Below are 22,486 nucleotides of genomic sequence, written 5' to 3'. Positions count from 1 at the left end.
TTCTGAGAGGTAGCGCAATTGTTTCCACACCCGTGGCGGGGTAAGATCCCCCGGCTATCAAAACAGGCCCGTTGGGCGAGGTTGTAATGAAGATCTATATCATGCGTCATGGCCAGGCTGGCATGAATGCGAAAACAGATGAACAGCGTCCATTGACCGAGCAGGGTATTGAAGAGTCTATCCAGATGGCCCGCTGGCTGGCGCCTCAGCTGATTGGCCCGCTGGATCGGGTGATCCACAGCAACTATCTGCGGGCACGCCAGACCTGGCAAGCCATATGCAATGAATTACCTGACGCAGCAGCCGTTGAAGAGAGTGGCGACATTACCCCTTACGGTGATCCCGCTTTCGTGACCAGCTACCTCACCACTTTGGCGCAGCAACATGACCAAATCCTGATGGTCAGCCATCTGCCGCTGGTGGGTTATCTGGTGCAAAGCCTCTGCCCGGCCGCAGGAGCACCCATGTTCGCCACCTCGGGGATCGCCTGTATCGAGTGGCTTGATGGCAAAGGAGCCTTGCTCTGGCTCGAAGGGCCGCATACAATAGGCTAAAAGTTAATAAAAAGTTATAGATTGAATTTTTTGGGAAGAGATGGGCGAGTTTTCCGGATTTTTATAAATATTTTACGGAATTAATTCGCAGAAGCTGCTGTCATACGGATACAACTGCAAGAGGTTGCAAACGATGAGAGTGTTCAAGAAGTACCTGCCACTGATGGTGGCAAAGCATGTCAAAACCTTCTTTAAAGGTCGGATTTACATCCATGGTCGGGGGCGGTTTGATTTCCAATCCGGTTTGTTGCTGATGCCGAATCCGGCGGATATTCCCCACCGCCAGACAGTCACCGAGGTCAACGAGCTGATCTCCAGACTGCACATGGATGCCGCGTGATGCGCTTCTGAACCTGTTTCTGCACTGATATGCCCGCACTTTTGCGGGCATATTTGTTTCTGGCGACTGGCGTTCACCATGTGGCTGTTCAGGCCCACACCTTTGTTTCTCTCCCATCGCCCCCTATACTGGCCCGCTGTTGTCTCATCGGTCTGGATCCTCTCATGCCCCTTGCCTTTCTGTTTCCCTTCTCCTGCATTGCCATCTGGGCTGGCAATGGCATCGTCAGTAAACTGGCGGTTGGTGTTTTGTCTCCTGCAGCCTTGGCCTGGTCGCGCTGGGTGGTGGCTGCGCTGGTATTAAGCCCGTTTCTGGCCCGTCGGGTATGGCGTGCGCGTGCCCGCCTGCGCGCTGGCCTTTGGCAGATCGCCATGCTGGCCTCGCTGGGCATGGTGCTCAACCAGACTTTTGGTTACTACGCGGCGCAAACCCTGGGAGCCACCGAGATGGGGTTGATGATGGGACTGACGCCGCTGCTGACCGTGTTGTTCAGCATCTGGCTGCTGCGCGAGCGGCCCACCTGGGGCGCTGTGCTGGGGGCGCTGCTTTCCATCCTTGGCTTGTCTATCTTGCTGGGGCAGGGGGATCCGACCCGGCTGTTTACCCAAGGCATTCATATCGGCTCTGTCTATATGCTGATTTCGGCGGGAACTTACGCCCTTTACAGTGTGCTGCTCAAGAAGTGGGATCTGGGGCTCGACAACTGGTCGCTGCTCTACGGTCAGGTGATCTGCAGTGTGGTGATCCTGACCCCCTTCTTTTTGCTGATGGATGGCCAGTGGCCGGATGGCCGGGCCCTGTGGCTGATCCTCTATGCCGGTATCCCTACCTCGGCGCTCTCGCCCTGGCTCTGGATGCAGGGTATCGCCCTGCTTGGTGCCAACCGTACCGCCATCTTTATGAACCTGCTGCCGGTGATGACGGCTGGCCTTGCCATCACCCTGCTGGGTGAGCGGTTGACCAGCTATCACCTGATCGGGGGCGGTCTGACCCTGCTGGGTGTCTTGCTGGCACAGCTGCTGGTGCGTCCGGTGGTGATGGGTCGCCGCCGGGTAGTACTGGCTCCTTGTCCCGAAGAGTAATCTTGCGTGAAAGCGTAAGTGGGCCCAATGGCCCGCTTGGCCGCCAATGAAAAGCGCCTGCAGCAATGTAGGCGCTTTTTATTTTGCTGGGATTTTACTGAGTAATGATGGCAATGGCTTTGTCGTTGCAGCCATGCCCAAGAATGGGCCAAATTTTAACTTAGTGATTTAGATAAATATCTTGCTCTGCATAGGCCAGCAGAGGTGTGCCGAGGTTAGTCCGTTTCGCGCCAAAGAAGCGGGTGAGTACGCCAGATTGCTGTCCCAGTCGCTGCAGCTTGACGTGATCCAGCTCGATCTGCTCAGGCAGCCAGGTAAATACGGCGGCGCAGTGACCATTGCCCAGACTGCGCTCCAGGGTTTGCTGCCAGTTCTTGATTTTGGGGCTATGTACCACCAGCACTCTCTTGGGATCGATACCTCGCTCTTCCAGACGGCTGACTGTGGGGCGTCCCGGCGGGGCGATCAACAAGATCCAGCCGGTATGAGCCTCCCCAAGCTTTGTCAGCTCGCTCAGAAACTGATCATCAGACTGGATAGTCACACCATAATGAGCCAACTCCGCTTTGCAGGCGGTTCTGGTTGGCCAGGGCTTGCTCATGACACGATTCATCGCAAAGGGCAGTGAGTGCAGGGGCTGGTTCATATATGGAGTTCCTGTATGAATATCCAAGCTGTATGCGCATACAGTAGTTCTATCCTGTGGCAGTGACAAGGTGTTTTTGCTGAAAAATGTGATGATGTTGGCATGTGTCGTTAGTAAGGTTATGTTTTTAAACACTATTTAATATAAAGCCAGTTGGGTGTTTTTCGTACTATGGACAAACCTTGCGTAACCGCCCATGGTTATACAGGTCATTTACAGGAGGTGCCGCCATGGATATCAGTACCTTGCAACGTCTTGATGCCAACATCTTGCTGGGCATCATCAATGAGAAGCTAAGGCTTGAGTGTGACGGGTTGGAGGAGTTGCTGGCCTATTACGATATGAGTGAAGAGCAGTTGGCAGGACGTCTGGATCAGATTGGGTACCATTACGATCCATTGAGCAATCAGTTCAAAGCACATCTTTAAGGGTGCAATGATTGCTTCATATTTATACGGTAATTTTTCAGGCACATTGAAACCGGTTTCAATGTGCCGTCTTGCTGCCTATTTTCAGGGATTTTCAAGGCTTGGCAATCTCTGAAAACCTATTCATGCCAGAATATTTTTATTGTTTCATTAAGTTTATGATAATAAAGGGAATGTTTGTTTTTATGCGATCAATTAAAGGAAAGGGTTTTCAAGCTTTTCAGGCTGTTTTTATCGGTTAAAGTGTGACTTGCGTTAACTTTTAATTCTGCCGCTTTAGTTAGTATTCTCACGCCGGTACATATTTTGAGATAACAACAGCGCCGGTCCCGCAAGCGGGATAACAATTTTATTTGTAACGAAGGAATATGGTTTATGGCTACCAAGAAGAAGACAGACCAGGATCTCCAACTGGATAAAGATCAGCTCAAGGCGAGTATCGTGCGTCACCTGCGTTCTACCTTGGGAACAAGCGAACAGAAAGCCTCTCCCGAAGCGTGGTGGAAAGCCACTGCTGCGGCTGTCAATGAACAGGTGTACGAGCGCCTGACCCGCACTCAGCAGACTCATTTCAAGAAAGATACTCGTGCGATTCACTATCTCTCTGCTGAATTCCTGATGGGACGATTGACTTCCAACAACCTGCACAACCTCTCCCTCTACAAGACTTGCGAAGAGGCGCTGGGCGAACTCGGTCTGGAACTGACCGACCTGTGCGAACAAGAGCCGGACATGGCACTTGGCAACGGCGGCCTGGGTCGTCTGGCTGCCTGCTTTATCGACTCGCTGGCCACTCTGAACTATCCGGCGGTTGGTTACGGTATCCACTACGAACACGGTCTGTTCCGTCAGGAAATCCAGGATGGCCGCCAGATCGAGCGTCCGGACTCTTGGCGTGAGTATGGCAACCCCTGGGAGATCTGCCGCCCCGAGTCGGTGCAAGAAGTGCCGCTCTATGGCTACGTCGAGACCGTGTTTGGTGACAATGGTGGCCTGAAGAAGGTATGGCACGCCGGGCGCAAGATCAAAGGGGTGCCTTGGGATATTCCGGTGGTCGGTTTTGGCGGTCATACCGTCAACATCCTGCGTTTGTGGGAATCCCGCGCCTCCGAGTTTTTCGATTGGGACGTGTTCAACGCAGGTGGTTACATCGACTCCCAAGCTGAAAAAGCCCAGGCCGAGACCATATCCAAGGTGCTGTATCCGAACGATGAGACCGATGCAGGTAAAGAGCTGCGTCTGATCCAGCAGTACTTCTTCTGTGCTTGCTCCATCAAGGACATCATGCGCCGCTACAAGCGAGTCCATGGCAGTGACTTCAGCAACTTTGCCGCGCAAATTGCCATTCAGCTTAACGATACTCACCCTACTGTCGCCATCCCGGAACTGATGCGGGTGCTGGTGGACGAGGAAGATCTGAACTGGGATGCCGCTTGGGCCATTTGCTATCAGGTCTTCTCTTACACCAACCACACCCTGCTGCCGGAAGCGTTGGAGAAGTGGTCGGTCAGCCTGTTCGAGAAAGTACTGCCTCGCCATCTGGAGGTGATTTACGAGATCAACGCCCGCTTCCTGAACGAGTTGGTGGAGCCCAAGTGGCCGGGCAACGATGCTATCAAGGCCAAGCTCTCCATCATCGAAGAGGGAGATGTGCGCAAGGTTCGCATGGGCAACCTGTGCGTGATTGGTTCGTCCAAAGTGAACGGTGTGGCCGAGATCCACTCCAAGCTGGTGAAGGAAGATCTCTTCCCCGAGTATGCCGAGCTGTGGCCGGAAAAAATGTGCAACGTGACCAACGGGGTGACCCCGCGTCGCTGGCTGCTGGCGTGCAACCCGGAACTGGCTGGCCTCTACAACGAAGTAGTGGGCAAGGAGTGGCCGCTGCAACTGGACAAACTGCGTGGCGTGGTGAAGTTTGCCGACGACAAGGCGTTCCAGCAGCAGTTCATGACCATCAAGCGTCACAACAAAGAGAAGCTGGTCAGGGTCATCAAAGACGAAACCGGTATCGATGTCAGTGCCGAGGCGATCTTTGACGTTCAGATCAAGCGTCTGCATGAGTACAAGCGCCAGCAACTGAACCTCATTCACATCATGGCACTCTATCGTCGTCTGCTGGCCAACCCGGACTATGACATGCATCCGCGCGTGTTTATCTTCGGCTCCAAAGCGGCGCCCGGTTACAAGCTGGCCAAAGACATCATCTATGCCATCAACAAGCTGGCGGATCGGGTCAATAACGATGCTCGTATCCAGGGCAAGCTGAAAGTGGTGTTCATGCCGAACTATCGCGTGAGTCTGGCCGAGAAGCTGATCCCGGCAGCAGATGTCTCCGAGCAGATCTCCACTGCAGGTTATGAAGCATCCGGTACCGGCAACATGAAGATGGCACTCAACGGTGCAATCACCATCGGGACGCTGGATGGGGCCAACATCGAGATCGCTGAAGAGGCGGGTGCCGAAAACTGTGCCATCTTCGGTCTGAACGTGGACGAAGTGAAGTCGCTGAAGGCGCGTGGTTACAACCCGTACGACTTCTACTATGCCAACTCCGAGCTCAAAGCCGTGCTGGACTGGTTTGATACCGACTACTTTACGCCTGGTCGTCCGGGTGAGCTGGCTTCCATCAAGCGCTCCTTGCTGGAAGGGGGAGACCCTTACCTGACCCTGGCGGACTTCCAGTCCTACTCGGATGCACACAAGCTGATCGATACCTGGTATCGGGATCCGGCACTGTGGGCGAAGAAGGCCATCATCAACTCGGCCACCATGGGCAAGTTCAACTCCGACCGCTCTATTCAGGACTATGTGGATCGGATCTGGGATCTGAAGGCCTGCAACATCGGCTAATCGGATTCATAAATGAGAAAACCCCCGCAATGCGGGGGTTTTTGTTTATTGGGGGGGAGGTGGATCAGAGGATATCGCCAACGAAGTAGGCCAGCAGGGCGAGCAACACGGTAAAGACCACGTTCAGAGCCATACCGGCTTTCATCATCTCCCTCTGGCGGATGTGGCCACTGGCAAAGACGATGGCATTGGGCGGCGTGGCGACTGGCAGCATAAAGGCACAGGAGGCACCGATAGCGATTAACACAGACATCACCACAGGTGATACACCCAGTGCCTCGGCGACACCGGCAAACAGGGGAACCAACAGTGCGGCGGTGGCGGTGTTGGAGACCAGCTCGGTCAGGAACACCACGAAGGCGGCCAGCATAAGCAACACGACAAAAATGTTGGCGTTGGAGAGCACGGCCGACAGATGGCTGGCCAGGAAGGGGCTGGTACCAGTGGCCTTGAGAATGGCGCTCAGGGTCAGACCGCCGCCAAACAGCATCAGCACGCCCCAGTCGGTGTTCTGGTTGACGTCATCCCAGCTGGCGACACGGCTGACCACGATGGCTACGATGGCGCCCATGGCAATCAGGGTGTCGAGTTGCGGAATACCGCCAAAGGCGTTGGAGATGGGTTGTGAGCCGATCCAGAGCACAACGGTGGTCAGGAAGATTGCCAGCGTCACTTTACGCTCGCGTGTCCAGTTGATGGTGACATCCTGGATCTCGACGCGGTGGCTGAGACGCGGGCGGGTTACCAGATAGAGCAGGGCAATGCCGCAGGGCATCAGGATCAGCACTACTGGAACACCGAATTTCATCCAGTCAGTGAAGCCAATCCCCATCTGGGCGGCTGCGATGGCGTTGGGTGGGCTACCCACTAGGGTGCCGATGCCACCGATACTGGCGCTGTAGGCGATCCCCAGCAATACGAAGACGAAGGTGGCGCGCTCTTTTTTGCTATCGAGGCGTGCCAGCATACCGATCGCCAGTGGCAGCATCATGGCGGTGGTAGCGGTGTTGCTGATCCACATCGACATGGCGGCTGTGATGGTAAAGAGCAGGATGACGCCCCAACCCAGATGACCATTGGCCAGGTGCATCACCTTGCCTGCCATCAGGGTATCCAGTCCCTGTTTTGAGAGGGCTGCCGCGAGGGCGAAACCGCCAAAAAAGAGGAACAGGATCGGGTTGGCAAAATCGGTGAGGGATTTGCTCATGTCAAACACCCCGAGCACGGTAGCCAGCAGGGGTACCAGCAGCGCGGTGATGGTGACGTGCAGCGCTTCGGTCAGCCAGAGGATGGCAATAAAGACCAGAATGCCCAGCCCCTTGTTGACCATGGGGTCAAACGGGAGCCAGGCGAGCATGGCACAAAGTAGCAAGACATCCAGGATGACGATCCCTGATTTGATGTCCAGCCAGCGAGATGGAGCAGAGGGTACAGCTGATGTGTGCATAATGTTCTCTCGGTTAATTTATGGTTGTTTTTGTGTTGCCGAGATTACATCCATTCACTTGTTTGAAACAGACTCACATGTTGAAAATCAGCCTCTACTCACATACTCATTGATAAAAATGAGGAAATGAACACATAAATAAAACATGTGCGAAATATAAATCAAACATCCATGAACTGTTCCAGCCACTGCTTGAACATGTTCTTGGGCAAGGAGCCATTTATCTGGTTCACCAGTTTGCCCTGTTTGAAGACCATCAGGGTGGGGATGCTGCGAATGGCGTAACGGGCGGCAATGGTGCTCTGCTGCTCGGTATCGACTTTGACAAAGCGCATCCGTGGTTCGAGTTCATGGGCAACCTCATGAAATACCGGAGCAAACTGCTGGCAGGGGCCGCACCAGCTGGCCCAGAAATCGACCACGACCGGGATATCTGAGTTGATCAGGGTATCGAAGTTATCCGCATTCCCGAGGCAAGGGGTCTGGCTGAACAGGAGGGCTTTGCAGCGCCCGCATTTGGCAGATGTATCGATATGGGTAACGGGCAGGCGGTTCCTGGTAAAGCAGTGGCTACAATAAGTAGTGATAAATGACATAATTGGTTCCTTCTAAATCAGCTCTGGCCGGGGATATGATGAGAAGCCAGAATGAAGCAATCGCGAAACAATAGCGAAATATCAGAGCAATAACGGTAACACAGTGCCCAGCGGGAGTGGATAATTCCCCCAGGGTTCATTGCCTGACCGGATAATTCAGCGACCACCAGATGAGAGTCGAGACGGGATGAATAAAGGATCACGGAAAAACCGTGCTGTGCCAGGGCTGATTGTTGCCCTGCTGCTTGCCTTTTCGGGCTACTGCTGGCAGTCGCTCCGTCAGCAACAGCAGGCCCACAACCTGAACGAAGCGGCCGAGGTGGTGCTGAACCGGATTAACGCCGATACCCTCTATCTGCTTGGGCGGGAGCAGGCCAATGACAGCAATGTCCAGCAGCGCCTGAACCAGTTATCCATCACCCTTGACGGTTTTGTACGGGAAGTCAGAAGCGATCCCGAGCTGGTGCAAGACGATCTCTCCCAGGCACTGCTTGAGGACATGGACACCTATCTGATGGCGCTGGCCAGGCTTCATGCCATTGAGATGGCTATCGAGTATCTCAATGCGCCCCTGCAGGCCCAGATTAAAAAGGTGCGGGGGATAAGCCCGTCAGACAGTGCGCTTCATCGCGACCTGGAGGAGCTGGCGCAACTGAGTAGCTATTTACAGCGCAGTTGGGACAAACGTGAACAGACTACGCTGGATCAGCTGCAACAGCAGTTGCAATCCCGTTATGGCAACTTGCCGGAGATCGCTACCCTGATCCGCCTGAGCAAGGAGATGAGCCAGCAGGTGATTGCCTATCACACCTTGCGTTACCAGCTCATCGACATGCATGTGATCGAGAGTCTGGTGCGCTGGAAACTCGACAAGCTGGAGCGCGCCTCCTCTTTGATGAACCGCTTCTATCTGATGGTGCTGTGCGGGGCCTTGATCTGCTTTGCGCTGGTGGCCTTCACCCTGTGGCGCCGCAACCAGAAGCTGAGCGAGTTGTCGCGCCAGACCGGCTTGCTGGCTCAGGCCAAAAGCGATTTTCTGGCCAACATGAGCCACGAGATCCGCACCCCCATGAATGCCATCATAGGTTTTAGCTCGCTGGCACTGCAGACCGAATTGGATCAACAACAGCGGGACTATCTGGGCAAGATCAAATCCTCATCCGATACCCTGCTGCTGCTGATCAACGACATCCTTGATTTGACCAAGGTGGAGTCCGGCAAGCTGACGTTGGAGGAGATCGACTTCGATCTCAGCGAGCAGCTCGATTCGCTGGCGGGCATGTTTGCCGATCTGGCGGAGCGCAAACACGTGGAGGTGGTTATTCGCAAGTCACCGGAGGTGCCGGTCTTCTTGCGTGGAGATCCCCTGCGATTGGGGCAAGTGCTGGTCAATCTGGTGAACAATGCCATCAAGTTTACCGAACGCGGTGAAGTCGAAGTCTGCATCGAGCTGGCCAATCCTCACCCAATGCGGATCCGCTTCAGTGTGCGCGATACCGGCATCGGCATTGCCGAAGAGAAGCAGACCCAACTGTTTCAGGCGTTTACCCAGCTGGAGGCGGGCAATACCCGCAAATATGGCGGCTCGGGTCTTGGGCTCAATATCTCCCAGCGTCTGGTGGAGCTGATGGGGGGGCGGATCACCGTAGAGAGCAAGCCTGGCGTCGGCTCTCTGTTCAAGTTTGATATTCCGATGGCGCAGGCGGTCGACGGCGTCGCTGGACGGAAAGTCTTCTTCGAAAACCAGCCGCTGGTGATGGTGATGGATGACAACGAACTGGTGCTGGATCTGGCCCGGGACATTCTGACTCGCGCGGGAGTGCGAGTGCTGCCGGTCAACTCCCTTTCCCGCGCCCGTCAGCTGCTCCGTGAAGAGGGACCGAATCTGCGGTTGGCGATCCTCGACTGGCGCATGGGTCAGGAGGATGGGCTCGATCTGGCGCTGGAGATGTATCAGCACAGCCAGTGGCGGCGGATCCCCATCCTGATGATCAGCGCCTGGGCCAGAGAGGGGCTGCACGCCCGGATGGATAGCATGGGGCTGACCCATTTTCTGCCCAAACCGATGACTGAAAATGCCCTGCTGGCCAAGGTGGACGAACTGCTCAACGGCAGCTCCTACGAGCTCAACCTGCGCAAGGCCGAGGCACAGGGGGATCAGCAACACTTCAAATCCCTGTTGCAGGGTACCCGAGTGCTGTTGGCGGAAGACAACCGGGTCAATCAGCAGCTCATCATCGAATATCTGCGGCGCGTCGATGCGGTGGTGTGTGTGGTCAGCAATGGCCGGGAGGCGGTGGAGCGGGTCGCCGAGCAGCCTTTTGACGTGATCCTGATGGATTTGCAGATGCCGGTGCTGGACGGACTCGATGCCACCCGCCAGATCCGCAAGATGGTCGACAAACACGATGTGCCCATCATTGCCCTCACCGCCAGTGCCATGCCCGGTGACAAGGAGCGTTGTCTGGGGGTGGGGATGAATGGCTATGTCACCAAGCCGGTGAGCAAGCTGGATCTCTACAACAACCTGCTGCAGTGGGTAAAGCCGCAAGGGGTGGAGCAGGCGGGGATCATGGAGGTGAAACCGCCGGATATGATCGGGATCCTCGATCTGCAGGATGCCCTCAAGCGGCTGGAGCAGGATAAGGAGGCATTGCAGATCCTGTTCAAGCTGTTCATGTCGGAGCACAAGGACGATCTGTGGGAGATCCGCTCCGCCCTGCGCCGTCAGCAGCCCGAGGTGGCCAGCAAGCTACTGCACACCCTCAGGGGAGTGTCTGCCAATATCTCGGCGTCCCGTCTGCAATTGGTGGCTGGCGAGCTGGAGTGGCGCCTGCGGCAAAACGAGGTGCTGAGCGAGACAGATCTGGAGCAGTTGCAACAGGTGTTCAGCCAGACCCGGGAAGAGGTGCCACACTTCCTGTTGACCGGTGAGCAGCATGAAAATTCGTATAATCCCTATTCATCAGGGGATGATCGCATGTCACAGTGAATTAAATAGTAATTATTCTCAACCATCCCGGTTCGGGATATGATGAGCTTTCGTTCGAATCGCCTCCAGCCGGAGGCGATTGTTTTCATTCTTCTATTTCTGCGTGGCTTCTCTGATGGCCGCTCCTTGGAGCGGTCACGGGCAGAGAGCGCTAAAGGTTGGTGGTGTGAGCGTATTTTTACGATTGAGCTGGTTTTTCAAGGAGCAGTGGCCCCGTTATCTGGCCGCCATCTCCCTGCTGCTGATGGTGGCCCTGTTGACCGTGATTCCGCCCAAAGTGGTGGGCTGGGTGGTGGATGACATCACCAAGGGTGGTCTCGACAATGGTACCCTGATGCGCTATCTGGCGGGGCTGTTTGGTCTGGGTGTGCTGATTTATCTGCTGCGCTACGTCTGGCGGGTGATGCTGTTTGGTGCCTCTTACCGTCTGGCCTATGTGTTGCGCAATCGCCTTTTCAGCCATTTCACCCGGATGAGCCCCGATTTTTATCAGCGCCACCGTACTGGCGATTTGATGGCCCATGCCACCAATGACATTCAGGCTGTGGAGATGACCGCTGGCGAAGGGGTGCTGACTCTGGTGGACTCCATCATGGTCGGGGTATTGGTGCTCTCCATCATGTGCAGCCAGTACTCCTGGCAGTTGACGCTGGTCTCCTTGCTGCCGCTGCCGGTGATGGCCTATTTCATGAATCGCTTCGGCACCCAGATCTACACCCAGTTCAAGGCGGCGCAAGGGGCCTTCTCCAGGCTCAACAACAAGACCCAGGAGGCCCTTTCCGGCGTGCGGGTGCTGAAATCCTATGCGGTTGAATCGCTGGAAGATGAGGGCTTTGCCGAGCTGACCAAACAGGCGGGGGAGCGCAATATGGCGGTGGCCCGCATCGATGCCAAGTTCGATCCGGTCATCTATCTCTGTATCGGTTGCTCCTACTTCCTCGCGGTGGCGGGGGGCAGTGTGCTGGTGCTGCAGGGTGAGTTGACCCTGGGTGAGCTCACCAGCTTCACCATGTACCTCGGCCAGCTGATCTGGCCGATGTTTGCCATCGCCTGGCTGTTCAACATCATCGAGCGGGGCAGCGCCGCCTACTCCCGTATCGAAAGCCTGCTGGGGGAGCGCAGCGATATCGAAGAGCCCGCCCAGCCGGCCGCGTTTACCTCTGCCTTTCCTTTGCAGATCAAAGGGGTGAGCTATCAACTTGAGCAGCGCACCCTGCTTGCGGATATCGACGTTACCCTCAAGCAAGGGGGGATGCTTGGGGTGGTGGGGCGCACCGGGGCAGGCAAGAGCTCCCTGCTCAAGCTGTTGATGCGCCTTGCCAATCCGACTCACGGTTCGATAGCCATGGGGGGCGTACCGATTGACCAGTTGCCGCTCGCCACACTGCGCAGCCAGTTTGCCTATGTGCCGCAGGAGCCATTCCTGTTTTCCACCACTATCGCCGCCAATATTGCCCTCGGCAAACCCGATGCGAGCCGCGAGGAGGTCGAACGGGTGGCGCGCATTGCCTGTGTCCACGATGATATTGTGCGTTTCCCCAAGGGCTATGAGACCGAGGTGGGGGAGAAAGGGGTGACCCTCTCCGGCGGCCAGAAACAGCGGCTGGCCATTGCCCGCGCCCTGCTGCTGGATGCGCCCATTCTGGTGCTCGATGATGCGCTCTCGGCGGTAGATGCCCACACCGAGCAGCAAATTCTGCACGCTCTCAAAGCCCATCGTCGCACCCTGATCCTGGTCAGTCATCGCATGACGGCGGTGGAGCAGGCCGACGAGATCCTGGTGCTGGAGCAGGGGACCGTTAGCGAGCGGGGTCATCACGGTGCCCTGATGGCGCACAATGGCTGGTATGCAGATATGGTGCGTTATCAGCGTCTCGAAGAAGCGGTGGAGGAGAGCCTGTGAATCCGACCATTAAACGACTGCTCGCTTACTGCGCCCAGTATCCTCGCTGGCTTATTCAGGCGGGGATTTGCCTGCTGCTCGCCACCGGCGCCGAAGTGGCCGGACCGCTGCTGATCAAGCTCTTTATCGATGACTATCTGGCGCCTCGCAATATCGTGCTGCCCACCATAGCCCTGATTGCTGCGGGCTATCTGGGCTTGCAGGTGCTCTCGGCGGCGGGCTTCTATTTGCAATCCCTGCGCTTTAACCGTATCGCCCAGGCGGTGGTGCAAACCCTGCGCGAGCAGGTGTTTGCCACCGCTATCCGGTTGCCGGCCCGCTACTTTGACAAGCATCGCTCCGGCTCGCTGATTTCCCGCATCACCAACGACACCGAGGCGATCATGAACCTCTATGTGCAGGTGATCGGCTTACTGGTGCAAAAAGTGGTGCTCTTGTGCGGCATCCTCATCTCGATGGCGCTGCTGGATCTGCGGCTGATGCTGGTCTGCTCCCTGCTGCTGCCCGCAGTGGGTGGGGTGATGTGGCTCTACCAGAAACTGAGCGTGCCGGTGGTGCGAGCGACCCGCAGTCTGCTCTCCGACATCAACAGCCGCCTCAACGAGTCGCTGCAGGGGATGCCGGTGATCCAGGCGATGGTGCAGGAGCGCCACTTTGCCAACGCCTTTGCCGAGGTGAACCAGCAACACTGGTCGGCACGGATCAAGAGCCTCAAGATCAACGGCATTTTGCTGCGTCCGCTCATCGATCTCTTCTACATGATGGTGCTGATCGGCCTGTTGGCGCTGTTTGCCCATGAGGGGGGGAGCCACGCGGGTGCTATTCAGGTAGGGGTGCTCTACGCCTTTATCAGCTATCTGGGGCGGATGATCGAGCCGCTCATCGAGATGACCAACCAGCTCAACCAGCTGCAGCAGGCGATGGTGGCGGGGGAGCGGGTCTTTGCCCTGCTCGATGAAACCCGCGAGAGCACCGAGGGCGAGCTGCGCCCGCTGGAAGGGCGGGTCAGTTTCGAGCGGGTGAGCTTCTCCTACGATGGTGAGCAGCAGGTGCTGCGGGAGGTCAGCTTTGCCGCAAAACCGGGCCAGATGCTGGCGCTGGTGGGCCATACCGGCAGCGGCAAGTCCACCATTATCAGCCTGCTGATGGGCTTCTATCCGCTGGATCAGGGGCAGATCCGCTTCGATGATCACGCACTGGATACCCTGTCGCTGGCGGCGGTGCGCCGCAGCATCGGGCTGGTGCAGCAGGATCCTTTTATCTTTGTCGGCACCCTGGCGGAGAACCTGCGTCTCGGCCGCGCCGGAATAGACGAAGCGCGGCTCTGGCAGGCGTTGAGCGAGGTGCAGTTGGCCGACTTTGTGCGCAGCTTGCCACAGGGGATCAACACCCTGATGGAGGAGGGTGGCAAGAACCTCTCCGCCGGTCAGCGGCAACTGCTCTCCTTTGCCCGTGCACTGGTGGGAGATCCGCGTATCCTCATTCTGGATGAAGCGACGGCCAGCGTGGACTCCCAGACCGAGTTGGCGCTGTCGCAGGCGATCTCTGCCGCCCGTCGTGGCCGCACCACCATCGCCATCGCCCACCGCCTCTCGACCATCGTCGATGCGGACGAGATCCTGCTGCTCTCCCGCGGTCAGGTGAACGAGCGGGGTACCCATGGTGAGTTGATGGCCCTCGGCGGCCATTATGCCCAGCTGTTCGAGATGCAGAGTCAGGGGGCTTGGCTGGAAGAGAAGCGCGCCTGAGTGGCACATTTGCTGTAACGGCGACATGAACGAAAAGAGGGAACCGATGCGGTCCCTCTGTTTTTTTGCATTGGGCAAAAGGTCGTAACCGTGATCCCTGTGCTTGTCGAATGGCGCATATACGGGCAACATGCTGTTTACATTAACTCATCGGATCAGTTCGCATATGGATTTGCAACGCTTCAAAGCCAATCTGGCGCTCCGGCTGTTTGCCTGGCGCTATATTCCCGTCATCGGGTTTTGTGCCCCGATCATCGAAGAGATGAACGCCAAGGCGCTGCGCATTCGCATTCCCCTTGGCTGGCGTACCCGCAACCATCTGGGCAGCATGTATTTTGGCGCGCTGGCGACCGGCGCCGATCTGGTAGGCGGTCTGCTGGTGATGGAGAAGGGGCGGCAGCGGCGCAAGAAGGTGCACTTTGCCTTCAAGGATGTGCAGGGGGAGTTTTTGAAACGCCCGGAGGGGGATGTGCAGTTCGACTGCGCAGCGGGGGAGGAGATTGACGCCATGATCGACGAATCGCTGGCAAGCGGTCAGCGCATCAATCGCCCCATCCAGGTGGTGGCAACCTGTCCGTCATTGAACGGGGATGAGGCGATGGCGCGTTTTGTGCTGACCCTGTCGATCAAGGCCAGCTAGCGGGTTGCCGGAGAGTGGCCCCCCGAAACGGGTTTAGCCAATCTCCGGGCTGACGCCCTCTTTCACCACGACCTTCATGCCGTTGAAGTTGACCACCTGTTCGGCCACGATCTTGCAGCGCTTGCGGGTCTCGACCTGACCGTCCACCTCGACCAGCCCTTCGGCAACGAGGGCTTTGGCGGCGCCGCCACAATCGGCCCACCCCTGATGTTTGATAAGGTCACACAAGGCAACGAAGGGGTGACCTTCGAGCAGAAACGTCTCCATGGGAAATCCTCTAGATGGATGAATGCCGGATACAGCAGGGCGACTATTTTAGGCAGTTCGCTCAGGCAAAGAAAGGAAGAGGGGCCACTCGCTGCGAAAAAGTGGCCGATTGTCCTTAAGGTGGCGCTTTCGCAAGACCTGATGGAGAGGTGAGAGGGCCAACCGTGACGTATCGTGACGCACCTCGTCCCTGCTGGTGTGCCCACACTCGCCCCTGACTGTTAGGATCGGGCCACTCTCAATGGCCCAAGGAACTTCCCATGACACTCTCCCGCCTGCTGCTGGCATGCAGCGCCCTGACTCTGTGCGGTGTCGCGCAGGCCAGTACTCCGGTGCAGGTCTCGCTGCCCGGGGTCAATTTGCCCGCGTCCCATCAGGTGGAAGGGGCGCGCGCCTCGCTGCTCTACGGTCGGACCGGTCAGGTGAAGGGCATTGATCTGCCGATCTTCGCCCTCTCCGATGTGGATCAGTTCAGCGGCCTGCAGCTCGGGGTATTCCTGGGTGCTGGTCGGGTGCGCCACCAGTTTGGCGGGGTCGCCATCAATGCCATCAACTGGCATGAAGGGCAGGATACCGGCGTCAATCTGGGGCTGGTCAACCTGACCAACAATGTGCAGGGGCTTAACTGGGGGGCGGTCAATATCGCCAAGGGCAATGCGCTGGCCAACGTCGGCTTCGTCAACTATGCCGAGCGTACCACTTTCCAGATTGGCTTTATCAATGCGACCAAGCACCTCGACGGCTTGCAGATCGGGCTGGCCAACTATGCCGCCAACGGCGTGTTCCCCATTCTGCCGCTGGTGAACTTCCAGAAATCGTTCTGACCAAGGCAGTTCGCTTTGCGTTAAAGGCATCTGCTGATTACCCTGTGCCTCTTGCTACTTGTGACAGGCGAACAGAGGTAATTGATGACGGCAGGGCAGATGAGTGCAATCGGGATCGGCTGGGATGTGCGTGGCTGGCAGGGCAGTGCCCAGGTGGTGGCCGTGGTGGGCTGGCAGGCCGAATCCAACCGCCTGCACTGGCTCGCGGTGTCGCCGCTGTTTCGCCTGAGCTCGCGGGTGGCGCCGGATCTGGCCGCCCTGCTGCGTCCGGCCCTGCAAAATGAGGCCACGTTGGCGCAGGTAGAAGCCTGCCCGCAACTGGCACTCGGTATCGATGCGCCGCTCGCCTTTCCCCGCGCCTTGCGGGATCTGCTCAACGGCCAGCCACATAGCTGCGCCGCTCCCGAGCGGGAGATAGACAACCCCTACGCTTACCGCGACTGCGAGCGCTGGCTGTATCAGCAGTACGGCAAGAAGCCGTTGTCGGCTACCTTCGACCGGCTCGGTAACAATGCGACCCTGGCGCTCTCCATGCTGCCGCGGCTCTCGGATCTGCAACTGGTGCCGACCGTTGCCCCGAAGGCCAGTCGTGCCGTGCTGGAGGTCTATCCGGCATTGGCCAAAGTGGGCGGTAAGGCCGCCCCGGCACGGCCCGAGCTGGCGGCGCAGCTGCCTGCGGATGTGCTGGTCGGCACGGATCGCTACGATGCGGCGCTCTGCGCCCTGATGGCGCTGCAATATGCCGCTGGTGGCAAGGTGACGGTATTACCTGAGCTGATTTCGCCACCCGGTGACATGCCGTGTGATGAGGGATGGGTCTATCACTTTGCCCGTCATGCTGTTGAACACAACGGGATGTGACGGACGGACGCGGCGCATCATGGCGCCGCTCATCCTGTCGACGTGGGCCAAATGGCGTAAAAAACCTGTCTTTAGTCAGGAAATTGCCTGTTCATCCCGCGCCAAGGTGGCGCATCGTTATCTTCATCCGATATATTGCCCACCTTGCTGATCCTTTGCTGTGGTATTCCCGATGAAATCCGTTCTCTCTATTCAGTCCCACGTGGTCTTTGGTTGTGCCGGCAACAGCGCGGCCGTCTTCCCCATGCGCCGCCTCGGCATGGATGTATGGCCCATCAACACGGTGCAGTTTTCCAACCACACCCAATATGCCCAGGGGTGGCAGGGAATGGCGATGCCGGCGGGTCATATCAGTGCGCTGGTGAAAGGATTGGGCAATATCGAGGTGTTGAGCCAGTGTGACGCCGTGCTGAGCGGTTACCTTGGCTCCGCCGAGCAGGGGGACGAGATCCTGACCGTGGTCAACGCCGTCAAGGCGGCCAACCCCGATGCCATCTACTTCTGCGACCCCGTGATGGGTCACCCGGAGAAGGGGTGCATCGTTGCCCCCGGCGTCACCCGTTTCCTGACCGAGCAGGCGTTGCCGGTGGCCGACATGATGGCCCCCAACCTGCTGGAGCTGGAGACCCTCTGTGATACCCATCTGGCTGATCTGGATCAGACTCGCGCGGCTGCCCATCAGCTGCTGGCCCGCGGCGTCAAGCTGGTGCTGGTCAAGCATCTCGGTCGTGCGGCGCAGGACTCCAGCCGCTTCGAGATGCTGCTGGCCACCCCGCAAGGGGATTACTTGATTGCCCGTCCGCTCTATGACTTTGCCCGCCAGCCGGTGGGGGTGGGCGATCTTATCAGCGCCCTGATGCTGGCGAATTTGCTGGCCGGTCACGATGCGGTCAGCGCGTTCGAGCGCACCAACGCCTCGGTGGATGCGGTGCTGCAGGAGACCTGGCGCCAGCAGGCTTACGAGCTGCAACTCATCGCCGCGCAAGATGCCTTCGCCCTGCCAGAGGTTGCAGTGCGAGCGGTGAAACTCCCCTGAGTCAACGCGGACTTTCGTCTATCCCGACAAGGGGGGTGGGATGCAGATGAAAAAGGCTTGCCAATGGGCAAGCCTTTTTACTGTTTGCCTATTTAGTGCGGCAAGCAATCAGATGCGGGGATGGCGGAGGCGATAACGCTCAGCCATGGCATTGGCCGCTACCATGGCGGCGTAGACATCCTGTTCACTCACTGTCATCGGCATGTTGCCCATGGTATCGAGGGGATCGCAGGCCAGCTGCGCCACCTTGCGCCACTCGCTGTCATCAAAGTGGGTGAGCCCCAGCTCTTGCAGCGTCATGGGCAGACCCGCACAGTCTATGATGCGAAACACCTCATCAAGTTCATGTTGCGGGGCGCGCTCAAGCACAAGTTGGGTCAGCAAGCCGAAGACTACTTTCTCGCCATGCTGGGCACGATGGAGCTCCGGGATCAGTGACATGCCGTTGTTGACGGCATGAGCGGCGGCCAGTCCACCGGCTTCTGCGCCGACCCCGCTGAGGTAGATGGTGGCCTCGATAACCTGCTCCAGCGCCGGAGTCGAGACATGGTGGCGTATCGCATCCATGGCCAGCTCGATGTTCTCACCAAGCAGCTCGTAACAGAGCTGTGCCAGACCAAGGCCAGTGCGTGAAGGACGCTTCCCGACCAGATTGAGTCCGTCTGACCGATAGCAGGCGCGCGCCTCGAAATAGGTGGCCAGGGCATCGCCAACGCCTGCGGAAAAGAAGCGGGGAGGGGCGGCGGCAATGATGGCTGTGTCAGCCAGCACCACGTCCGGATTTTGCGGCAGGAACAGATAGCGCTCAAATTCCCCCGCCTGGTTGTAGATCACCGCCAGTGCTGTGCAAGGGGCATCTGTGGAGGCAATCGTCGGGAATAGCACAACCGGACGGCGCAGATAGAAGGCCACGGCCTTGGCGACATCCAGCGTCTTGCCGCCGCCGATCCCGACAATCACGTTCGCACCATATTGCTCTGCAAGGTGGGTCAGGCGGTGGATCTCCTGTTCGGTGCATTCATAGCGAAACTTGTCGACCACTCCCCTGAGGCCTGCCTGCAGGAGCCCCGCCAAAGCTTCTTCCCGTACCCGCTCCAGAATGAACTCATCGCTGATGAGCAACGCATAGTCACCAAAATCTTTAACGTGCTCATGGAGTTGCGGAAGAAGGTGTTGACCGATGATGAACTTTTTGGGGGAGGTAACTGTACGGGGCAAAGTGGGCATCCATTATTCCTCAAGGCAGTGAACAACATAGATTTGATTATCAAATGGGTCTCTCACGATACGCCTGATGAAGCAATAGATGAAGAAGAAAAGGGGGGCGTTTTAATCATTAATTAATCTTTCTGTTTGTTTGGTTGTATTTTGGGGCGAACGATTGGCGGTGTTGAGGCATACAGGAGCAATGGCTCTATCGTGGCAATCCGTCGCAAGCCATATTGCTGCAACAAACAGTCACGCTGGCAACAAGCAGGGCCGCTTGGTGCGGCCCTGCTGTATTTGGATAAGGGATAGGGGATGGTCAGAGCGGTTTGTAGAAGATGACGGTCGCAGTAAGAGAGCCATCGGCGTTGCGTGCAAAGCTTGGGATCTGGCCCGCCTCCAGATAGCCGAGTTGACGATAGAGGTGGGAGGCCACATCACCGGCGCGAGTATCCAGCACCAGCAGCGAACGGCCCGCGGCATGGGCGCCTTGTTCCATTGCCAGCATCAGCGCACGACCGACACCTTTGCCTCTCGCCGTTTGCAGTACCATCAATTTTTCCACCTCGGCCCGGTGGCGACCGTTGGCCTTGCCACAGAGCGCGAGCTGAATCGCTCCCACAATCTGTTGTTGCTCAAGGGCAAGCCACAGCTTTCGGTGACCTGCCGCCAGATCCGCTTCAACTCCTTGCCAGTAGCGTGCAGATTCCTCCATGGTCAGCGGCGGTAAAAAACCGACCGAGGCGCCGCTATCGACACAATCTTGCAGCAGGGTGATGAGCGCGCTTTGGTAGGTCGCTGCGCTTTTAACTTCCACAATGTTCATCTGGCATCCTTGTCGTTGCGCTGTTATGTGGCTGATTGCCACCGTTGGTGAATTTGAGGGAGGTACTTATGCTCGCCGCGAGTACGGCTTGTCAGCGGATCAGCCCCTGCTCAACCAGCCAGGTAAACAGCAGGCGGGAGACGGGGGAGAGCTCATCGAGGTGAGAGCTGTCGAGCCAGCGCAGCTCGGCAATTTCTGCCGAGGCGATCGGGGAGCCGCTCGCTTCGCCGGTGTAACAGCGCAGTCGCACCTCGACTCCTGCCGGTTTGCCATCGGCCTGAGCGCTGAACTCGCAGACAAAGCGCAGGGTATCGGGTTGCAGGGTGACAGCCAGCTCCTCTTCAATCTCGCGGATCAGCGCCGCCTCGTCGCTCTCGCCCGGTTCCCGCTTGCCGCCTGGGATGTAATAGATGTCCTTGCCGTGGGAGCGGGCGCAGAGCAGCTGCTGATCTTTAAAGGTGAGCCAGGCGAGTTTGTCGATCATTGAGTTGCATCCTCTGGTTGTGTGGTGTGTATTGCCTGCATGTGCAGGGTGCGGTAGGAGCGAGGCTCCTGCGCATCGGGAGAAAGTCCCAACTGATCTGCCAGCGCGAGCAGTTGCTGGCGAAACGCCGGGAGGCGTTCCTCGTCATCGGTCATGATGGCGAGCTCGGCAAAATCCCCGATCTCGGCCAGATGATCCAGGGTGACGTGAAACGGGCCAATGAAGTAGATGCTGCGCCTTTTGGTGATCACGAGTATCTGCCGGTAGTTCATGGTGAGGAGCATGTTGGCAGCCTTGTCGGCATCGCTGATATTGACCGCCTCGCAGCGATCCTTCTCGGGCCCCTTGACGATCCAGAGCTGGATGCCGGAGGGCTGCATGGTGCGGATCGTCAGACTTTTGCCAGCCTGGGCAAGGGCATCATCCGGGGTGTCGAAGTAGCGATCCTGCTCCAGATTATCCTCCAGCATGATCTCCGGATTGAGGGCGAGCAGTGCCTTGAGGAAGGCGGGGCGATCCGTCAGCTGATATTTGAACTCGACTTCGAAGCGGCCCTGAAAGTGCGCCTGTGACATCAAGAAGATCCCTCTGTGAGCCTGTGTGGCAGGCAGCCTAACAAAGATGAAGTTGAGTCCCAAGGAGAAAGAGGGGAGATGCCGGAAACGCACTGTTTCCAGCGCGGTGACCGCGTATCTGAATGAGTGCGCAATGGCTGGTTCGCCACAGCCTTCTCGTCCCTAAAAAAGCGGACTGGCGCACATCACGACAGGGCCGGACTGGGCGAAGGCGGGGTCCTTGTGGTTTAATCTTGCCACTTTAGCGGTAGTGGGCGACGGGCCTGCTACCTTGCGTGGGCAAGATGCAGGTGAGCAAGATGCAGATAGCAGCAGAGAGCAAGTTTATCGGACTAGGGGTCGCGGGCAATTTCGCCGGTCATCTGGAGCAGGCGGGCGAAGCATCGGACTTCGTAGCGGTAGTCGTGCGCGACACCACGGCGCCCAAGGCGCTGTTTCCCTTCTTTGTGCCGGGCCATCCGGGTCAGCTCGGTGTATTCCCGTTGAGCGACAAGGCGATCTTCCTGCCGGAAGCGGCGGTCAGCGGTGACGAGAAGGTGCAGATCGAGCCGGAAGTGGCCCTCTGGTGCGAGCTGGAGTATGCCGGCAAGCAGGTGGTGGCGATCCATCCCCGTGCCTTTGGTGCCTATAACGACTGCTCCATCCGTCGTCCCAACGCCAAGAAGATCAGCGAGAAGAAGAACTGGGGCGAAGAGAGCAAGGGGCTGGCGGACAAGCTGCTGCCGCTTTCCGGTTTTGCCGCCGGTTGCGAGCTCGATGACTATCGTATCGCCTGCTATCTGGAGCGGGACGGTGAGCTGCACGCCTACGGGGTAGACAGCGCCGCCATCGACTACAGCTACTTCCACGGCAAGCTGCTCGACTGGGCCATCGACAAGTTCAATCATCAGCAGGATGAAGGGCCGGCGGAGCACATTCAGGGGCTGCTGGCGCAGGCGGGACATCCTCCCCATGCGCTCATCAGTATCGGTGCCACTCGCTATACCCCGTTTGGCGAGACCCACTTCCTCAAACCGGGCGACACCTCCTGCGTGGTGGTCTACCCGGGCAGTCGTTATAGCGAAGCGGATATTCGCGAAGCAATCCGCAGCCGCCACTTTGGTGCTGATATGTCGGTGCTGCTGCAAGCGGTGCAGGCGCGCTAATCACCGTTGCCAGCGGGAAGGTGTCTCTTCCCGCTG

The 22,486-nt window shown here is 57.7% G+C and carries 21 protein-coding genes; 13 read left to right on the top strand and 8 right to left on the bottom strand.

Features of this window, described 5'->3' with window-relative positions; all coding sequences use genetic code 11:
* Nucleotides 1-86: 86 nt before the first annotated feature.
* The 3 genes from sixA (at nucleotide 87) to AB5Y97_RS07085 (ending at nucleotide 1,976) form a co-directional block, all read left to right on the top strand.
* Nucleotides 87-554, top strand: coding sequence for a phosphohistidine phosphatase SixA (gene sixA, locus AB5Y97_RS07095; RefSeq protein WP_368157437.1), 468 nt, complete (start codon nucleotides 87-89; stop codon nucleotides 552-554).
* 133 nt (nucleotides 555-687) lie between these two features.
* Nucleotides 688-894, top strand: a complete 207-nt coding sequence (locus tag AB5Y97_RS07090) for a DUF1107 domain-containing protein (protein ID WP_005336998.1) — start codon at nucleotides 688-690, stop codon at nucleotides 892-894.
* Nucleotides 895-1,058: 164 nt separating this feature from the next.
* Nucleotides 1,059-1,976, top strand: a complete 918-nt coding sequence (locus AB5Y97_RS07085) for a DMT family transporter (RefSeq protein ID WP_100653589.1) — start codon at nucleotides 1,059-1,061, stop codon at nucleotides 1,974-1,976.
* A 160-nt stretch (nucleotides 1,977-2,136) separates the two neighbouring features.
* On the opposite strand, the gene AB5Y97_RS07080 is transcribed toward AB5Y97_RS07085, so the two are convergent.
* Nucleotides 2,137-2,622 carry a cell division inhibitor gene (locus AB5Y97_RS07080; protein WP_005333614.1) on the bottom strand — a complete coding sequence of 162 codons (486 nt, stop codon included), beginning with the start codon at nucleotides 2,620-2,622 and terminating at the stop codon, nucleotides 2,137-2,139.
* A 230-nt stretch (nucleotides 2,623-2,852) separates the two neighbouring features.
* On the opposite strand from AB5Y97_RS07080, the gene AB5Y97_RS07075 reads away from it, so the two are divergent.
* Both AB5Y97_RS07075 and AB5Y97_RS07070 read left to right on the top strand, forming a co-directional pair.
* Complete coding sequence (locus AB5Y97_RS07075) at nucleotides 2,853-3,050, top strand: DUF4250 domain-containing protein (protein ID WP_005333612.1); 198 nt, start codon at nucleotides 2,853-2,855, stop codon at nucleotides 3,048-3,050.
* Between the two features lie 375 nt (nucleotides 3,051-3,425).
* Complete coding sequence (locus AB5Y97_RS07070) at nucleotides 3,426-5,900, top strand: glycogen/starch/alpha-glucan phosphorylase (RefSeq protein ID WP_100645704.1); 2,475 nt, start codon at nucleotides 3,426-3,428, stop codon at nucleotides 5,898-5,900.
* A 64-nt stretch (nucleotides 5,901-5,964) separates the two neighbouring features.
* On the opposite strand, the gene AB5Y97_RS07065 is transcribed toward AB5Y97_RS07070, so the two are convergent.
* Together AB5Y97_RS07065 and trxC are read right to left on the bottom strand one after the other, a co-directional pair.
* On the bottom strand, nucleotides 5,965-7,347 hold the full coding sequence (locus tag AB5Y97_RS07065) for a DASS family sodium-coupled anion symporter (protein ID WP_368157435.1): 1,383 nt from the start codon (nucleotides 7,345-7,347) through the stop codon (nucleotides 5,965-5,967).
* A 161-nt stretch (nucleotides 7,348-7,508) separates the two neighbouring features.
* Entirely contained in the window at nucleotides 7,509-7,943 is a 435-nt protein-coding gene (trxC, locus tag AB5Y97_RS07060) for a thioredoxin TrxC (RefSeq protein ID WP_139471756.1), read from the bottom strand.
* 187 nt (nucleotides 7,944-8,130) lie between these two features.
* Between trxC and AB5Y97_RS07055 the strand changes: the two genes are divergently transcribed.
* From AB5Y97_RS07055 to AB5Y97_RS07040, 4 genes are all read left to right on the top strand, one after another.
* Nucleotides 8,131-10,935 carry a response regulator gene (locus tag AB5Y97_RS07055; protein ID WP_368157433.1) on the top strand — a complete coding sequence of 935 codons (2,805 nt, stop codon included), beginning with the start codon at nucleotides 8,131-8,133 and terminating at the stop codon, nucleotides 10,933-10,935.
* Between the two features lie 166 nt (nucleotides 10,936-11,101).
* Nucleotides 11,102-12,838 (top strand): ABC transporter transmembrane domain-containing protein, encoded by a 1,737-nt coding sequence (locus tag AB5Y97_RS07050; protein ID WP_368157431.1) that lies wholly within the window; start codon nucleotides 11,102-11,104, stop codon nucleotides 12,836-12,838.
* A complete protein-coding gene (locus AB5Y97_RS07045; RefSeq protein WP_201946885.1) occupies nucleotides 12,835-14,586 on the top strand; it encodes an ABC transporter transmembrane domain-containing protein in 1,752 nt (583 codons plus the stop codon). The genes AB5Y97_RS07050 and AB5Y97_RS07045 overlap by 4 nt, the downstream gene beginning before the upstream one ends.
* A 166-nt stretch (nucleotides 14,587-14,752) precedes the next feature.
* A complete protein-coding gene (locus AB5Y97_RS07040) occupies nucleotides 14,753-15,226 on the top strand; it encodes a DUF4442 domain-containing protein (RefSeq protein ID WP_019446113.1) in 474 nt (157 codons plus the stop codon).
* Nucleotides 15,227-15,259: 33 nt separating this feature from the next.
* Here the strand turns inward: AB5Y97_RS07040 and ybcJ are convergent, their stop codons facing one another.
* Nucleotides 15,260-15,493, bottom strand: coding sequence for a ribosome-associated protein YbcJ (ybcJ, locus tag AB5Y97_RS07035; RefSeq protein ID WP_005361116.1), 234 nt, complete (start codon nucleotides 15,491-15,493; stop codon nucleotides 15,260-15,262).
* Nucleotides 15,494-15,753: 260 nt separating this feature from the next.
* On the opposite strand from ybcJ, the gene AB5Y97_RS07030 reads away from it, so the two are divergent.
* From AB5Y97_RS07030 to pdxY, 3 genes are all read left to right on the top strand, one after another.
* Complete coding sequence (locus AB5Y97_RS07030) at nucleotides 15,754-16,317, top strand: hypothetical protein (protein ID WP_005352548.1); 564 nt, start codon at nucleotides 15,754-15,756, stop codon at nucleotides 16,315-16,317.
* Between the two features lie 84 nt (nucleotides 16,318-16,401).
* The gene (locus AB5Y97_RS07025; RefSeq protein WP_201946883.1) at nucleotides 16,402-17,178 is read left to right on the top strand and encodes a DUF429 domain-containing protein; all 777 of its coding nucleotides are present in this window, start codon (nucleotides 16,402-16,404) and stop codon (nucleotides 17,176-17,178) included.
* Nucleotides 17,179-17,350: 172 nt separating this feature from the next.
* The gene (gene pdxY / locus AB5Y97_RS07020; RefSeq protein WP_019446110.1) at nucleotides 17,351-18,214 is read left to right on the top strand and encodes a pyridoxal kinase PdxY; all 864 of its coding nucleotides are present in this window, start codon (nucleotides 17,351-17,353) and stop codon (nucleotides 18,212-18,214) included.
* Nucleotides 18,215-18,322: 108 nt separating this feature from the next.
* On the opposite strand, the gene AB5Y97_RS07015 is transcribed toward pdxY, so the two are convergent.
* From AB5Y97_RS07015 to AB5Y97_RS07000, 4 genes are all read right to left on the bottom strand, one after another.
* Nucleotides 18,323-19,441, bottom strand: coding sequence for a glycerol dehydrogenase (locus AB5Y97_RS07015; protein WP_101531339.1), 1,119 nt, complete (start codon nucleotides 19,439-19,441; stop codon nucleotides 18,323-18,325).
* A gap of 298 nt (nucleotides 19,442-19,739) precedes the next feature.
* Nucleotides 19,740-20,246: an N-acetyltransferase family protein gene (locus AB5Y97_RS07010; protein WP_368157429.1), complete on the bottom strand. Its 507-nt coding sequence runs from the start codon at nucleotides 20,244-20,246 to the stop codon at nucleotides 19,740-19,742.
* A gap of 91 nt (nucleotides 20,247-20,337) precedes the next feature.
* Nucleotides 20,338-20,730 (bottom strand): NUDIX domain-containing protein, encoded by a 393-nt coding sequence (locus tag AB5Y97_RS07005; RefSeq protein ID WP_101531337.1) that lies wholly within the window; start codon nucleotides 20,728-20,730, stop codon nucleotides 20,338-20,340.
* Nucleotides 20,727-21,305 carry a class IV adenylate cyclase gene (locus AB5Y97_RS07000; RefSeq protein ID WP_101531336.1) on the bottom strand — a complete coding sequence of 193 codons (579 nt, stop codon included), beginning with the start codon at nucleotides 21,303-21,305 and terminating at the stop codon, nucleotides 20,727-20,729. The genes AB5Y97_RS07005 and AB5Y97_RS07000 overlap by 4 nt, the downstream gene beginning before the upstream one ends.
* Nucleotides 21,306-21,604: 299 nt before the next feature.
* On the opposite strand from AB5Y97_RS07000, the gene AB5Y97_RS06995 reads away from it, so the two are divergent.
* The gene (locus AB5Y97_RS06995) at nucleotides 21,605-22,450 is read left to right on the top strand and encodes a DUF5718 family protein (RefSeq protein WP_236375586.1); all 846 of its coding nucleotides are present in this window, start codon (nucleotides 21,605-21,607) and stop codon (nucleotides 22,448-22,450) included.
* The last annotated feature ends 36 nt before the right edge of the window (nucleotides 22,451-22,486 follow it).

Origin of the sequence: Aeromonas sp. R10-2, assembly GCF_040908445.1 — a bacterium.
Taxonomy (GTDB): Bacteria; Pseudomonadota; Gammaproteobacteria; order Enterobacterales; family Aeromonadaceae; genus Aeromonas; species Aeromonas veronii.
The sequence above is the reverse complement of the archived record's forward strand: the minus strand, read 5'-3'. Positions and strand labels throughout refer to the sequence as shown.